This is a genomic window from Vibrio sp. YIC-376, from assembly GCF_052353105.1.
Taxonomy (GTDB): domain Bacteria; phylum Pseudomonadota; class Gammaproteobacteria; order Enterobacterales; family Vibrionaceae; genus Vibrio.
Genome location: NZ_JBBWFK010000010.1, coordinates 110936 through 126227, shown reverse-complemented (window position 1 = coordinate 126227; position 15292 = coordinate 110936). Strand labels below are relative to the sequence as shown.

The 15292-nt window shown below is 48.1% G+C and carries 10 protein-coding genes; 5 read left to right on the top strand and 5 right to left on the bottom strand.

Going from position 1 to position 15292, the window contains the following annotated elements; all coding sequences use genetic code 11:
- The first annotated feature begins 1 nt into the window (after position 1).
- From spoT to WJM94_RS18385, 4 genes are all read left to right on the top strand, one after another.
- The gene (spoT, locus tag WJM94_RS18400; protein ID WP_444495651.1) at positions 2–2122 is read left to right on the top strand and encodes a bifunctional GTP diphosphokinase/guanosine-3',5'-bis pyrophosphate 3'-pyrophosphohydrolase; all 2121 of its coding nucleotides are present in this window, start codon (positions 2–4) and stop codon (positions 2120–2122) included.
- 213 nt (positions 2123–2335) lie between these two features.
- Entirely contained in the window at positions 2336–3019 is a 684-nt protein-coding gene (trmH, locus tag WJM94_RS18395; protein WP_444495650.1) for a tRNA (guanosine(18)-2'-O)-methyltransferase TrmH, read from the top strand.
- 723 nt (positions 3020–3742) lie between these two features.
- Positions 3743–5824 (top strand): ATP-dependent DNA helicase RecG, encoded by a 2082-nt coding sequence (recG, locus tag WJM94_RS18390; protein ID WP_444495649.1) that lies wholly within the window; start codon positions 3743–3745, stop codon positions 5822–5824.
- Positions 5825–6046: 222 nt separating this feature from the next.
- Positions 6047–7432 carry a uracil-xanthine permease family protein gene (locus tag WJM94_RS18385; protein WP_444495648.1) on the top strand — a complete coding sequence of 462 codons (1386 nt, stop codon included), beginning with the start codon at positions 6047–6049 and terminating at the stop codon, positions 7430–7432.
- Positions 7433–7509: 77 nt separating this feature from the next.
- On the opposite strand, the gene envZ is transcribed toward WJM94_RS18385, so the two are convergent.
- From envZ to WJM94_RS18360, 5 genes are all read right to left on the bottom strand, one after another.
- On the bottom strand, positions 7510–8802 hold the full coding sequence (envZ, locus tag WJM94_RS18380) for a two-component system sensor histidine kinase EnvZ (RefSeq protein WP_444495647.1): 1293 nt from the start codon (positions 8800–8802) through the stop codon (positions 7510–7512).
- Between the two features lie 126 nt (positions 8803–8928).
- Entirely contained in the window at positions 8929–9648 is a 720-nt protein-coding gene (gene ompR, locus WJM94_RS18375; RefSeq protein ID WP_444495646.1) for an osmolarity response regulator transcription factor OmpR, read from the bottom strand.
- A 193-nt stretch (positions 9649–9841) separates the two neighbouring features.
- Positions 9842–10141, bottom strand: coding sequence for a DUF1090 family protein (locus WJM94_RS18370; RefSeq protein ID WP_444495645.1), 300 nt, complete (start codon positions 10139–10141; stop codon positions 9842–9844).
- Positions 10142–10250: 109 nt separating this feature from the next.
- Entirely contained in the window at positions 10251–10742 is a 492-nt protein-coding gene (gene greB, locus WJM94_RS18365; RefSeq protein ID WP_444495644.1) for a transcription elongation factor GreB, read from the bottom strand.
- A 128-nt stretch (positions 10743–10870) separates the two neighbouring features.
- On the bottom strand, positions 10871–12751 hold the full coding sequence (locus WJM94_RS18360; protein WP_444495643.1) for a putative ATP-dependent zinc protease: 1881 nt from the start codon (positions 12749–12751) through the stop codon (positions 10871–10873).
- Between the two features lie 210 nt (positions 12752–12961).
- Here WJM94_RS18360 and WJM94_RS18355 point away from each other — a divergent pair, with 210 nt between their 5' ends.
- A complete protein-coding gene (locus WJM94_RS18355) occupies positions 12962–15292 on the top strand; it encodes a Tex family protein (protein ID WP_444495642.1) in 2331 nt (776 codons plus the stop codon).

Sequence of the window (15292 nt, the reverse complement as noted above, 5' to 3'; positions counted from 1 at the left end):
TTTGTATCTATTCGATAGCCTCAAAGACGTTGCCCAAGAATACCTAACAGAGCCTCAGATTGAGGCTCTGCGTCAATCTTATGTGGTAGCGCGAGATGCCCATGAAGGGCAAACCCGTTCTAGCGGTGAACCATACATCATCCACCCCGTCGCTGTTTCTCGAATCCTGGCCGAAATGCGCCTTGATATTGAAACTCTTCAAGCAGCTCTATTGCATGACGTGATAGAAGATTGTGATGTCAGCAAAGAAGATCTCGAAGAGAAATTCGGCAATACCGTCGCTGAACTGGTTGATGGTGTATCCAAACTGGACAAACTCAAATTCCGTGATCGGAAAGAGGCTCAGGCTGAGAACTTTCGTAAGATGGTTCTGGCTATGGTGCAAGACATCCGCGTAATCCTGATCAAACTGGCTGACCGCACGCACAACATGCGCACGCTCGGCGCGCTTCGACCAGATAAAAAACGCCGAATTGCCCGCGAAACTTTAGAAATCTATGCCCCACTCGCTCACCGTCTTGGTATTCACAATATCAAAACCGAGCTGGAAGAGCTGGGTTTTGAAGCGCTTTACCCGAACCGCTATCGCGTGCTTAAGGAAGTCGTGAGAACGGCGCGTGGTAACCGTAAAGAGATGATCCAACGTATCCACAGTGAGATAGAAGGTCGACTGCAAGATGTCGGTCTGAGCTCACGCGTTGTGGGGCGTGAGAAGAACCTGTTCTCTATCTATAACAAGATGAAGACCAAAGAGCAGCGCTTCCACACCATCATGGACATCTACGCATTCCGAGTGGTTGTTGACACCGCTGATACTTGTTATCGCGTTCTGGGCCAGGTGCATAGCCTGTATAAACCACGCCCGGGTCGTATGAAAGATTACATCGCGGTACCGAAAGCAAACGGCTATCAATCGCTGCATACTTCAATGGTCGGCCCTCACGGTGTTCCGGTTGAAGTCCAGATCCGTACTGAAGATATGGATCAAATGGCGGATAAAGGTGTGGCTGCGCACTGGTCTTACAAAGACAAAGGCGACAAGTCTGGCACCACAGCACAAGTTAAAGCTCAGCGCTGGATGCAAAGCCTGCTTGAACTGCAACAAAGCGCGGGTAACTCATTTGAATTCATTGAAAACGTAAAATCGGATCTGTTCCCAGACGAAATTTACGTCTTCACACCGAAAGGCCGTATCGTCGAATTACCACTTGGCGCGACGGCGGTTGACTTCGCTTATGCGGTACACACTGACGTAGGTAACTCTTGTGTTGGTGCTCGCGTTGACCGTAACCCTTACCCTCTTAGTAAGGCACTGAAAAACGGTCAGACAGTAGAAATCATCAGTGCTCCTGGCGCTCGTCCGAACGCAGCATGGCTGAACTACGTAGTGACGTCCCGTGCACGAACTAAAATTCGTCAGGTTCTTAAAACCATGCGTCGCGCAGAGTCCATTACTCTCGGTCGCCGCTTGTTGAACCATGCACTTGGTCGACATTCTATTGACTCTATTTACCCAGACAACGTCAAAGAAGTTCTGACTGATCTTCGTTTAGAAAGCGTCGATGACTTACTGGCTGCGATTGGCCTCGGCGAGTTAATGAGCATTGTCATTGCCCGTCGTCTGCTTGGCGATACTGAAGAGCTCACAACAACCAGTTCGATTTCAACAGATTCGAAGAAAAAGCTACCAATTCGCGGTGCGGAAGGGTTATTGCTGACATTTGCTAACTGTTGTCATCCGATCCCGGACGATCACATTATTGCTCACGTATCACCGGGGCGTGGTCTGGTCGTACACCGTGAGACTTGTCCAAACGTACGTGGTTACCAAAAAGAACCGGATCGCTATATGGCTGTTGCCTGGTCTGACGATTACGACAAAGAGTTTATTGCAGAACTCAAAGTCGATATGCTCAACCACCAAGGTGCGCTGGCAGAACTGACTAATGTTATTTCGAACACCGGCTCAAATATCCATGGTCTTTCAACAGAAGAGCGCGACGGTCGACTGTATACCGTAACGGTACTGTTAACCACCAAAGATCGGGTCCACCTTGCTAGCATCATGCGTAAAATTAAAGCGATGACGCATGCGACTCGAGTCCGACGCAGAAGAAGATAAACCCCATCGCCACCTACTCACTAGGTGGCGATTTTTATAACAATACCAGTAATTTAATTATCAAAGTATTGCGCAGGAAAAATCGCTTAGAGCAAGGCAGGATTTGCAGTAACTAGTGGTTCTAATTACAAAAATCCTAACGCAGCTATCAGTGATTTTAACCAGGAAGAATGATGAGATAATTACTGGAATTGGTCCAATACCTAAAAAATTATGAATCTAGAACGCTACGAGCGCATTCACCAAGTCCTGAATGCTCGCCAAACCGACCTGACTTTATGTCTTGAAGAAGTTCATAAGCCAAACAATGTTTCTGCGGTAATACGTACCGCCGATGCCACGGGCTTACACAAAGTCCATGCGATTTGGCCAAACAAGATGCGCACATTACTACACACCTCCGCGGGTGCTCGTAACTGGGTAGAAGTCGACACTCATGACTCTATCGAAAACGCCATCACTGAGCTAAAAGCACAAGGCATGCAGGTTCTGGTCACCAACTTGTCAGAAACTGCGATCGATTTTCGTGAAATCGACTACACCAAGCCAACAGCGATCATTTTAGGCAGCGAGAAAGTGGGTGCCTCTGAACAAGCCAAGCAGCTCGCCGATCAAGACATTATCATTCCCATGATTGGCATGGTTCAGTCGCTTAATGTTTCTGTCGCAAGCGCGGTGATTTTGTATGAAGCGCAGCGTCAGCGCGAAGCCGCTGGCATGTACGATCGCGAAGAAAGTGCGCTACCAAAAGAAGTCATTAATCGAATTCTTTTTGAGCGTGGCCACCCTGTTCTGGCCAAAGTCGCTAAGCGCAAGGGGCTAGACTACCCACCACTTGACGATGAAGGCCAAATCATCGCAGACGAAGCGTGGTGGAAAGAGATGCAGAAGAAGTAGGTTAAAAGGGGCTAGGTTTCTAGATCCTAGGGGCTAGGTTTCTAGATCCTAGGTCCTAGGTCCTAGGTCCTAGGGGCTAGGTTTCTAGATCCTAGGTCCTAGGTCCTAGGTCCTAGGGGGGCTTGTTGGAAATGAAGCGATAGACGTAGATTCTTATGTTTGCGTTTTGGGAATACGGAATACGGATTACGGATTACGGATTACGGATTACGGATTACGGATTACGGATTACGGATTACGGATTATTTCCCAACCTCCTAAGTCCGATGTCAAGTTCTGACTAAGATCCTAAGGGGAGCTTGTTGGAAATAAAGCGATAAACGTAGATTCTTATGTTTGCGTTTTTGGAATACAGACTACCGAATACTGATTGTTTTCTCTCCGTATTTAGCCTCCTTTTTCCGTCATTCCGAGGAGCCATAGCGACATCAGGAATCTACGTACAACTAATGCAGGGGCGAAACTAACACCTTAAGCACCAGCACACGTGGCTAGTAGATTCTGAATCACGCTGCGAAAGACTAATATCCTGTAATCTGTAAGCGAAGCGCTCTGTAATCCAACACCGCGAGATCCCAATTTTACGTAGATCACTGAACTAACCGCAAACTCACCTAGGCCCTAGGATCCTAGGTCCTAGCACCTTCCCTTGATTTTTTCCTGTACAAAAACACAGCTAAATGGTTAACATATTGCAATGTTAACCATTTTCTTGAGCCTTCTATGTCTGCCCAACTGTTATCTGCTGTCCCTTTAACCTCACTTTCTGGGGTTGGCGCTAAAGTCGCAGAAAAACTTGCCAAAATCGGCCTACATTCGGTTCAGGATTTACTGTTTCACTTGCCACTTCGTTACGAAGATCGCACCCGTATTTATCCTATCGTCAAGCTTCATGCAGGTCTTTGGGCTGCGGTTCAAGGCAAGGTGATGGCGGTGGATACCATTTTTGGTAAACGCAAAATGCTGACGGTAAAAATCAGCGACGGAAATGGCACCATCACGCTGCGTTTTTTCAATTTTACTGCAGCCATGAAGAACAACTTCTCTCAAGGTAAGTTAGTGCACGCTTACGGTGAGATAAAGCGTGGCGGAATGGGGCTGGAAATCGTCCACCCAGATTATAAATTCTATATCAGCGAGCAAAAACCAGATCTAGAACAAAGCCTGACACCCGTATATCCAACCACAGATGGCTTGCGACAAATCACCCTGCGTAACCTGACGGAACAGGCATTAGCACTACTCGATAAAGCCGCCGTCCAAGAGTTGTTGCCTTCAGGTTTATATAATCATCAGCTCACCATGTCTGAAGCGCTGCACACCATTCACCGACCGCCTCCGACGATCAACCTGGATGAGTTTGATGACGGTAAGCACCCGGCTCAAATCCGCCTGATCATGGAAGAGCTACTGGCACAGAATCTCTCAATGTTGGCCGTACGCAGCAAAGGGCAACAAGATATCGCCTTGCCTCTTGCCCCTTGTGAAAAGCTGAAGAACCAGTTGCTGGCCCAATTGCCATTCTCACCAACCAACGCACAGGCGCGCGTGGTAAAAGAGATTGAAGCCGACCTCGAAAAAGCACATCCGATGATGCGCCTTGTTCAGGGTGATGTTGGGTCAGGCAAAACATTAGTAGCTGCGCTGGCCGCCGTTCGTGCGATTGAACACGGTTATCAGGTGGCTCTGATGGCACCAACCGAACTGCTTGCAGAGCAACACGCGATCAACTTCGCTAACTGGTTTGAAGCCATGGGAATTCAGGTAGGCTGGCTGGCTGGTAAATTAAAGGGGAAAACCAAAGAAGCGGAACTCGCACGCATTGCCAGTGGTGAAGCGCAAATGGTAGTGGGTACTCACGCGCTTTTTCAGGAGCATGTTGAATTCCATCATCTGGCTCTGGTGATTATTGATGAGCAACACCGTTTTGGCGTCCACCAGCGATTAGAGTTGCGCGAGAAAGGCGCCAAGCAAGGTGCTTATCCGCATCAGTTGATCATGACCGCAACCCCGATTCCGCGTACGTTGGCGATGACTGCGTATGCCGACCTGGAAACTTCAGTGATTGACGAGTTACCGCCGGGACGAACGCCAATTCAAACCGTGGCGATTCCAGATACAAAGCGCGACGACATCGTAGAACGGGTGCGTAATGCCTGCCTTAACGAAGGTAAACAAGCTTACTGGGTGTGTACCTTAATTGATGAATCTGAAGTCTTGGAGGCACAAGCCGCCGCTGATACCGCAGAAGACCTACAGCGCAAACTGCCTGATGTGAAAATTGGCTTGGTTCACGGCCGCATGAAACCCGCTGAAAAACAGGCCGTGATGCAGGATTTTAAAAATAACCAACTCCACCTGCTCGTCGCAACAACCGTGATAGAGGTCGGAGTAGACGTGCCAAACTCAAGCCTGATGATTATCGAAAACCCGGAACGACTCGGTCTAGCTCAGCTACACCAGCTAAGAGGCCGCGTAGGGCGCGGCTCTGTCGCCAGTCACTGCGTTCTGCTCTACCACTCTCCATTGTCCAAAACGGCGCAAAAGCGTCTTGGCGTACTACGTGAAAGCAATGACGGTTTTGTTATTGCGCAAAAAGATTTGGAGATCCGAGGCCCTGGTGAATTGTTGGGGACCAAGCAAACGGGTCTGGCAGATTTTAAGATTGCCGACTTGGTTCGAGATCAGCGTTTAATTCCCGAAGTTCAGCGCATTGCACGCCATATTCACGACAATTACCCTACTAGTGCCACTGCCATTATCGATCGTTGGTTAGGCGAGCGAGACATCTATTCAAAAGCATAAGTCCAACGTAGGTCAATCGACGGATTTTCAAGTTGCCACCCAAAGCAACCGTTTGCTTTTTAGGTGAATCGCTCTATAATCGCGCACAAATTTAGGGGATTTACCCAAGCCAATCTGAGTTGACACTGATTAACAGCAATCACAGATCAAAACGTCAGCTCATCCCAGTGCTCCCATTCAGCGAGTTCTGGGGAATACACATTGCGACAAGCGAGACAAACCATGACAACTTCAAACCGATCTTCGGAACTGGTCTATCAATTAAATGATCGCCCACCACTGCCACAAACCATTTTCGCAGCCATTCAGCACCTGCTTGCGATGTTCGTCGCAGTTATCACACCTTCATTGATCATCTGCCAATCTTTAGGTGTTCCGGCTGATCAGACCAACACTATTATCAGCATGTCTCTATTTGCTTCTGGTGTCTCTTCATTTATCCAGATTCGTACCTTCGGTCCGGTAGGCTCTGGATTACTGTCTGTGCAAGGCACAAGCTTTAACTTTTTAGGCCCAATTATCGGTGCTGGTTTGTCATTAAAAGCTGGCGGCGCTGACATCAACACCATGATGGCAGCGATTTTTGGCACCATTCTGGTGGCCTCATTCGCCGAAATTCTGCTTTCACGTGTCCTTGAATACGCGCGCCGTATTATCACCCCACTGGTTTCGGGTATCGTAGTGACATTAATTGGCCTGACGCTGATTCAAGTCGGTTTAGTCTCGATGGGCGGTGGCTATGCTGCAATGGGTGACGGCACGTTCGGCAGCCTGGATAAACTGGCTCTGGCTGGTACCGTTCTTGGCCTGATAGTGATTCTGAACCGTTCAAATAACCCGTATATTCGCGTTGCTTCTATTGTTATTGCCATGCTGGTTGGTTACGTGATGGCCTACTTTATGGGTATGGTAGACACATCAGCGCTGAGTGAAACCAATCTGGTTGCGCTACCAATTCCAATGCAATATGGCTTAGCTTTTGACTGGTCGCTATTTATCCCGCTGGTACTGATTTTCTTCATTACTGCGCTGGAAGCCATTGGTGATATTACTGCAACGTCAGAAGTATCAGGCGAGCCAGTCAAAGGCCCAGTTTACATGAAACGCATTAAAGGTGGTGTGTTGGCTGACGGCCTGAACTCCGCTATCGCAGCCATCTTTAACAGTTTCCCTAACTCTACCTTCAGCCAAAACAACGGCATCATCATGCTGACGGGCGTGGCAAGCCGTTACGTAGGCTACTTCATCGCTGCTATGCTGGTTTTACTTGGCTTATTCCCAGGCGTGGCAAGCTTCGTACAGCTGATTCCTGAACCTGTACTTGGCGGCGCAACCATCGTCATGTTCGGTACGATTGCGGCTGCAGGTGTGCGTATTATCTCTCGTGTGGATCTAGACCGTCGTGCCATTCTTATCATGGCGCTGTCCTTCTCTATGGGCCTGGGTATTGCTCAGAAGCCTGAAATTCTACAATTCATGCCTGAGTTTATTAAGAGCATCTTCTCAACAGGTGTGGCTGCCGGTGGTATCACAGCAATCATCTTGAACTTGTTATTGCCTGAAAAACTGGAAGAAGAGTCAGCTACTCAAGAAGTCAAAGAATCCTAAACTGATCATAGGATAAGACAAAAGGCCAACCTAGAAACTTAGGTTGGCCTTTTTAATTTGTAGTCAGGTTAGGTGATTTACTTGGTTGGGAAGCTGATTTGAGCGATTAAACCGCCTTCACTGCGATTGCGCATCACAACCGAACCTGAATGCTGGCTGACGATACGCTTAACTATCGCCAGACCCAAACCAGTACCTTCGCTACCACGGGCAGTGTCCCCCCGAGTAAACGGTTCAAACAACTTACCGATCTGACCCGGCTCGATGCCAGGACCGTTGTCTTCAACCGTTACCCAAACTAACTTCTTGTCCGCTGTCATGCCAGTAGAGACTTTAATCCAGCCATTTCCGTAGCGAACCGCGTTGACCACTAAATTAGTCACTGCGCGTTTTATCGCAATCGGATTACCCAGAGCCGGTTTGATTGACTCTACAATTTGTGTCTCAATTTCCTGCTCATAACCGCCTTCTGCACTCGCCACATCACGTGCAATATCATTGAGATAAACGGCTTCAAACGTCTGGTTGCTTACCGGCTTCAGATAGTCCATAAACTGGCTAATGATCTCGTTACACTCTTCGGTATCACTGATGATGCCTTCGGCTAAATAGCTGTCCTCTGGCGACATCATTTCCGTCGCCAGACGAATTCGCGTCAGTGGCGTACGTAAATCGTGGCTGATCCCCGCCATCAGTAATGCTCGGTCTTCTTCCAGCTCTTGAATGCCTTTCGACATCTGATTAAAAGCTCGGGTTACAGAGCGAATCTCAGTTGCCCCTTTCTCCGGTAACGGCGGTGGAATTTCGCCTCGCCCGACGCCTTTGGCTGCCTTCGCCAGAGTCAGCAATGGGCGGTTCTGCAATCGGATAAAGAGCCAGCCACCAGCGATAATCAATAGTGCCATAATCAGACTATTACGGAACAGCGGGGCAAAGTCTTCTTCTTGCAGCTCCGATAGAGGAATACGAATGAGCGAGTTCGGCAGCTTCTCGATGTGCATCCACAAAATGTAACTCTCATCGCCTAACATCAAACGCACTTCCGTCGGAGAATCCAGCTCTTGCGTCATCTCTTCCGACATCAAATCTATCGTCATTGCGTGGTTAAACTCGTTCGCCTGTTCGCTGTCGACGTTGTGTACCGTCACGCCTAACCTTTCCAGCAGCTGACGTCGTAGCGGCGCATCTGACTTCAGTTCTCCATTAGCATCGAGAACCAGATTCAGTTCGTGGGCAAGAATTTTGTTGAACTGCTGCAAACTCGGCATCAACGCATAGTTGAAAACGGCGTAATACGAAAAGACTTGGCTAGCGAGAAGCAAAGAAATAAACAGCAGAATGGATTGAGTGAGTGAACTTCGGATTCGCATGGACAGTTCCTGGTGATCCTAAGAGAGTAGTGCAAAAAGAAAGTGCCTGACCGCGAGTTTTCGCCCTCAAACAGGAAGATTGAGGACGAAATAGCAGACCGATTATCGGCGATGAAGATAACGTGATTACGCTTCTTTGCCGTCTGGGACAAATACGTAACCTAAGCCCCACACCGTCTGAATGTAGCGTGGCTTACTTGGGTCCTCTTCCAGCATACGACGAAGACGAGAGATTTGTACGTCGATAGAACGTTCCATCGCTGAATATTCACGACCTCGTGCCATATTCATCAGTTTGTCGCGCGACATTGGCTCTCGCGCATTCGTCACCAGCGCTTTAAGTACCGCAAACTCGCCCGATGTTAACGGCATAGCCTCATCACCACGGAACATTTCACGAGTCCCCAGGTTCAAGCGAAACTCACCAAACTCAACAATTTTTTCTTCGGTACTTGGCGCACCCGGCAGCTCGACCGTTTGTCGGCGCAGCACCGCTTTAATGCGAGCTAGCAGCTCACGCGGGTTAAATGGTTTTGGCAGATAATCGTCTGCGCCGACTTCTAAGCCAACAATACGGTCAACTTCGTCACCTTTTGCTGTCAGCATCAGAATTGGCAACATGTTGTTTGCATGGCGTAAACGGCGACAAATGGACAAACCATCTTCACCTGGCAGCATTAAATCCAGCACCATCAGGTGGAAATTTTCGCGCGTCAGTAAACGGTCCATCTGTTCGCCATTGGCAACACTACGAACCTGAAAACCTTGCTCAGAAAGGTAACGCTCCAATAGAGCACGTAAACGAGCATCGTCATCAACCACTAATATTTTATGATTTTCCTGCATTGAAACATCCTTTCAGAAGCATCTGTTGTCGAAAATGTATCACTGTTTTTTCAAGCGTGCTTGTGCAAATTGTTACTCTTTTTATCTGAACGGCGCTTTTGATGCACAATCTCTCTTTTCAAAGCAAGATTCATCAGGCTCTCAAATACAAATTGATTGCTTGATTTGAAAAAAACAGCCGATGAAGTCGAGACTACTGCCTCAATTCCCACTCTGATTTGCTCGTGGCTTGCAATTTTTCTTTATGAGTACTTTTTTCAACTTCCGCGTGTAATTGCTGGCGCTGTTCTTCTCTGATGCACTCGCTTTGGATGGAGGCCAGTGCGCGCTCTAGCCCCTCAATGTGCTTCTCTTTGCCTTGTACTTTGGCGTACTCTAGCTGTTGTTCGACAGCAAACTCTTTGGCGTCACACCCTTTTAACTCGTCTTGGGAAAAAGCGGAAAATGAACATCCGACGGTTAATACTGTGCCACTAATCACTGCTCTCATCATTTATGTTCTCCTTTAAAAGCGCACTGCGCCTTTTGTTTCAGGATGAATGAGGATATCGGTTAAGCTTAGTCGGCACGTTTACTTGCCAACCATTCAAAATTTCAGAAACTTAAGCGTCTGCACGCGATACGTTGTACTCAATCGAGTTGATGAACCACTCTTTATCGCCGTCTGGCGTCTTAACCGTGAACTCTTCATCGACTTGCTTTTTTAACATCGCACGCGCCATCGGTGAGTCGATAGAGATATAGCCTTTTGCATCGCCATATATCTCTTCCGGACCGACAATACGAAACTTCTTCACATCACCCGCTTCGTTTTCTATCTCAACCCATGCACCGAAAAAGACCTTACCTTCTTGCTGAGGAGAATAATCGACAATAGTAACTTCAGGTAAAAACTTTCTTAAAAAACGAACCCGACGGTCAATCTGACGTAATAATCGTTTGTTGAAGGTGTAATCCGCATTTTCAGAGCGGTCTCCCAGGCTGGCTGCCCAAGTAACGATCTTAGTGATTTCCGGACGCTTTTCGTTCCAGAGATAATCGTGCTCTTGTTTGAGTTTGTTATAACCTTCTCGTGTTATCAGCTTAGTTTTCAATTTTTTTCCTTTGGAGATGGGTGGTATTAGTTTGGTTTATGACCCGACTCGAATCCTGAGATTATACCAATCACCGTAAGTAAAACACGCAGCGACTTTGGGGTTGAGCCCACAAATTGACTGAGTTTTTACTTATCGGCATCCGACTTTTTGGTCACAAGGTACTTGCTTTCACTGGCCACCACCACACCATGTTTGAGGAAGTTTTTACCCAAAATCATGCTGTACTTAAAACGTTCTCGGTCCTGAAGATTAACCTCGATTTTCTTCTCCAGATCACCCAACTTGACGCGCATTTCCACCACAGGTCGGACGTTGATTTTCTCGCCTTTCCTGGCAGTAATGTTCATGATATTCACTACCTCGCGGGTAAACTCTTTCTTTACTCCATGCTCGTTTTCGTAAGTAAAGCTCACCATCTCTTTGCCATCTTTCTGAAATTCCTTGATATCGGTTGCACTTATCGAGCTGACATCAGCTCCGGTATCCAGTTTGACAGGAATTGACATGCCTTCGACTTCCGCCACTTCAATGTGTCCCGCCCGGAATAATGGTTTCGCATCCAATAGATGATCAGCGCGGGTATTCAGCAACACACCACCTTTAGCCATATTATGGCCGAAAACAAAAAATGGCTGGGTTTCGTTGTTCTCCAGAACATCTATTGCAAATTCCAACGTTTTCTCTTGAGTGCCAAAAGAAAAATCACCCTCAACCACAGGGCGTACCATCTCGCCCACTTTTAGTTTCTTCAGCACTGGTTTGGTAATTTTTTCTTCTTTACCCTTTTCATTGGTTAAGTAGTACGTCGCGACTTCCTCTTTGCCTTTTTCACTCAACTCAAAGCCATTAACGCGCAACAACGGGGTTTTGACGGTGAAAGTCGGGTAAGCTGGTAAAACATAACCATCAATACTGACCGTTTCTTCCGGTGAGATAACTAACGGTTTCTTTTTCAATGCGCTTTTGAAGGTCTTTTCTACACCACCGAGCAAATTTTCTTTGTCGGTATCCACCACAAAATGCTGGCTAACGACGTCATTACCTACGTGAAGTTGAGAGCTGAACTGACTGCGATCTCGCAGATAGACTAACCAATGCTGTGTTTCGTTTTCTGCTACTTTCACAGGTAAGTACACCAGCGGTCGCTCACCTTTGGTCGTTTTCAGCATACGAATCAACGGCAATGTCATTGGATGGCGCTTACCGTTATCACCTTCTAAAGTAAACGAAACTTGCTTGGCTTTTTTATCCACTTTGATATCCAGCGCATGCGCGTTGGTGTAACGACTGGTGGTCGAAATGCTGACCTTGTACGGAACATCCTCGACAGTAACCAGCTCGCTTTTGCCAATCATTGTCGCCTTGGGTTGTTGTTGCAGATAGTCGTATCCGGCAAATACCCAAGCATGATTATTCAGATAGGTCTTACCAATCAGAATCGGTGAGGAAAACTGCTTGCGCGCGGTTAAATTCACGATGGTATCCACCGTATGGCCCGCAATCGTCATTGGCATTTTGACGGTTGGGCGCAATATCGGTTTTTTACTGGTGCGGCTACGAATAGCACTGATGCGATCAAGGTCATCGATGACCGTTATCTGTTTGCCTGTGTATGGATGCTGAATTGTGAAGCTCACCTTGACCTGATACGGTTCGAAAGTACCGTCATCCCATTTGGCTTTGGTGCCACCAAGATCATCGATTATCGCCCAAAGTAACTCGTTATCTTTCAGACTGCTGAAGTCTGGGTGAGTACTGGTGACATGAATATTTTCGGCATGCATGGACGTCGTATCCGCACCCGTATCAATCTTGCCCATAAACGGCACATCACTCAGCTCTGGAATCTCACTGTAATACACATTTTCCACCCGGCCTAAAACCAGTTTGTCATCAAGCTGGTAGATGGGTTCTTGCGTGGTTGCAGAAAGAGGTTGCGCCCAGCTAAACGGGGCAACAAGTAAGGCACTCGCGAGCGCCAGAGCCAAAGGCATTTTTTTCATCATGATTATCCCTATGAGCTAAGGTACGTACTTTAGTCGATCTTCGAGGGTATAAGTTCTCAATTTAATTAAAGTTTTGACACAAACCTGACTGATGTCCACCAGCTCTCGGTAAATTTTCGACATCCTAGTTTAAAACATTGCAAATTGATTGAACGACCCCAATGTTTATATGACTAATGAAACTCAACTGAATAAAAAGAGAATACACGGATGAGCCAAGCTATCTGTCGCATGATTGCTCAAGAGCTGAATGTTCGCCCTGAGCAAGTCAACGCTGCTGTCACTCTGATTGATGACGGTAACACGGTCCCCTTTATTGCACGTTACCGTAAAGAGGTGACCGGTGGCCTTGATGATACCCAATTGCGTACGCTGGACAGTCGCCTGTCTTATCTGCGTGAATTGGACGACCGTCGTCAGACCATTCTGAAATCTATCCAGGAACAGGGCAAACTGACCCCAGAACTGGAACGAGAAATCACTCAGGCAGACAGCAAAACTCGTCTTGAAGATCTTTACCTGCCATACAAACCTAAGCGCCGTACCAAAGGCCAGATTGCGATTGAAGCGGGCCTAGAACCGCTCGCCGACGCGCTTTGGAATCATCCGCAAACAGATCCAGAAAGCGAAGCAACCAAATACCTTGATGCAAACAAAGGCATCGCAGACACCAAGGCGGCATTGGATGGTGCACGAGCGATCATCATGGAACGCATCGCCGAAGATGCCAACCTGCTAGAAAAGATTCGTACGCATCTGAACCGTAACGCGGAGCTGGTTGCTCGCGTTGTCGAAGGTAAAGAAAACGAAGGTGAGAAGTTTAAAGATTACTTCAGCCACAACGAACCACTAAACAAAGTGCCATCGCACCGTGCACTGGCGATGTTGCGCGGCCGCAATGAAGGCTTCCTCACGTTGGCAATGAATGCCGACCCTGAGCAGGAAGAAGGCGCACGTCAGTCTTACTGCGAAACTATCATTGCTGACCATTATGGCGTGACGTTAAGCAGCGCCCCTGCGGATACATGGCGTAAGCAAGTAATCAGTTGGGCATGGCGCATCAAAGTATCGATGCACATGGAAACCGAGCTGATGGGCGCGATGAAAGAGCGTGCTGAGATCGAAGCGATCGAAGTGTTCGCCACTAACCTGAAAGACTTGTTAATGGCGGCTCCGGCTGGCCCGCGTGCCACTTTGGGTCTGGATCCGGGTCTGCGTACCGGTTCAAAAATTGCTGTTGTTGATTCCACCGGTAAAGTACTGACGACCGAGACCATCTACCCGCACCCGCCGCAAAACCAATACGATAAGGCAGCTCAGGTTGTGGACCAGTTAGTACGCAAATACAACGTTGATCTGATTGCGATTGGTAACGGCACCGCTTCTCGCGAGACAGACAGTTTTGTGGCAGACGTGATCAAACGTGGCAACCTGAAAGTTCAAAAGATCATGGTTAGCGAAGCCGGAGCTTCAGTTTACTCAGCATCAGAGCTGGCAGCGAAAGAGTTCCCGAATATGGACGTATCACTGCGTGGTGCCGTATCGATTGCACGTCGTCTGCAAGACCCTCTGGCTGAACTGGTGAAAATCGATCCTAAATCAATCGGTGTGGGCCAATACCAGCATGACGTCAGCCAATCTATGCTGGCGAAACGTCTGGACGCGGTGGTTGAAGACTGTGTAAACGCGGTAGGTGTGGACGTAAACACTGCATCAGCGGCACTGCTAACTCGCGTAGCTGGTCTTTCAAGCACCATCGCGCAGAACATTGTCGATTTCCGTGATGAAAACGGCCGCTTTGATGCGCGTACCACACTGAAAAAAGTTCCTCGCCTGGGGCCTAAAGCTTTTGAACAGTGTGCGGGCTTCCTGCGTATTATGGATGGTAAAAACCCACTGGATGCCTCTTCGGTTCACCCGGAAGCGTATCCTGTCGTCAAAACCATTGCCGAGAAAAACAACAAAGACATCAAAGTTCTGATTGGCGACACAGCGTTCCTGAAAGGACTGCATGCCGTTGATTACACTGACGATAACTTTGGTGTCCCAACCGTCACTGACATCATTAAAGAGCTGGATAAACCGGGCCGAGATCCTCGTCCTGAGTTCAAAACCGCAACCTTTGCTGAAGGCGTGAATACCGTAGCCGATCTCGAACCAGGCATGATTCTGGAGGGTGTGGTATCAAACGTGGCGAACTTCGGTGCGTTCGTCGATATCGGTGTTCACCAAGATGGCCTGGTACACATTTCAGCGCTGACTGACCGCTTTATCTCTGACCCGCGTGAAGTGGTGAAGGCGGGCGATATCGTCAAAGTAAAAGTGATGGAAGTGGATGTACAGCGTAAACGTATCGCTCTGTCGATGCGTCTGAACGACGAACCGGGTCAGGATAACCGTAGCCAGCGCTCAGCAACGCCACGTCGCAATGACCAGCAACGTCGTCAGCCACGCCGTGATGATGCTTCATCAAACCATGCAGTAGGAAACAATGCGATGGGTGGTGCTCTTGCGGCGGCTTTTGCCAAAGCGAAGAAGTAA

Excerpts from the sequence above, each read along its gene's own strand:
- WJM94_RS18385 (WP_444495648.1), top strand. The coding sequence starts at position 6,047 with ATGACAACTTCAAACCGATCTTCGGAACTGGTCTATCAATTAAATGAT.
- WJM94_RS18370 (WP_444495645.1), bottom strand. The coding sequence starts at position 10,141 with ATGATGAGAGCAGTGATTAGTGGCACAGTATTAACCGTCGGATGTTCA.
- envZ (WP_444495647.1), bottom strand. The coding sequence starts at position 8,802 with ATGCGAATCCGAAGTTCACTCACTCAATCCATTCTGCTGTTTATTTCT.
- recG (WP_444495649.1), top strand. The coding sequence starts at position 3,743 with ATGTCTGCCCAACTGTTATCTGCTGTCCCTTTAACCTCACTTTCTGGG.
- trmH (WP_444495650.1), top strand. The coding sequence starts at position 2,336 with ATGAATCTAGAACGCTACGAGCGCATTCACCAAGTCCTGAATGCTCGC.
- WJM94_RS18355 (WP_444495642.1), top strand. The coding sequence starts at position 12,962 with ATGAGCCAAGCTATCTGTCGCATGATTGCTCAAGAGCTGAATGTTCGC.
- ompR (WP_444495646.1), bottom strand. The coding sequence starts at position 9,648 with ATGCAGGAAAATCATAAAATATTAGTGGTTGATGACGATGCTCGTTTA.
- WJM94_RS18360 (WP_444495643.1), bottom strand. The coding sequence starts at position 12,751 with ATGATGAAAAAAATGCCTTTGGCTCTGGCGCTCGCGAGTGCCTTACTT.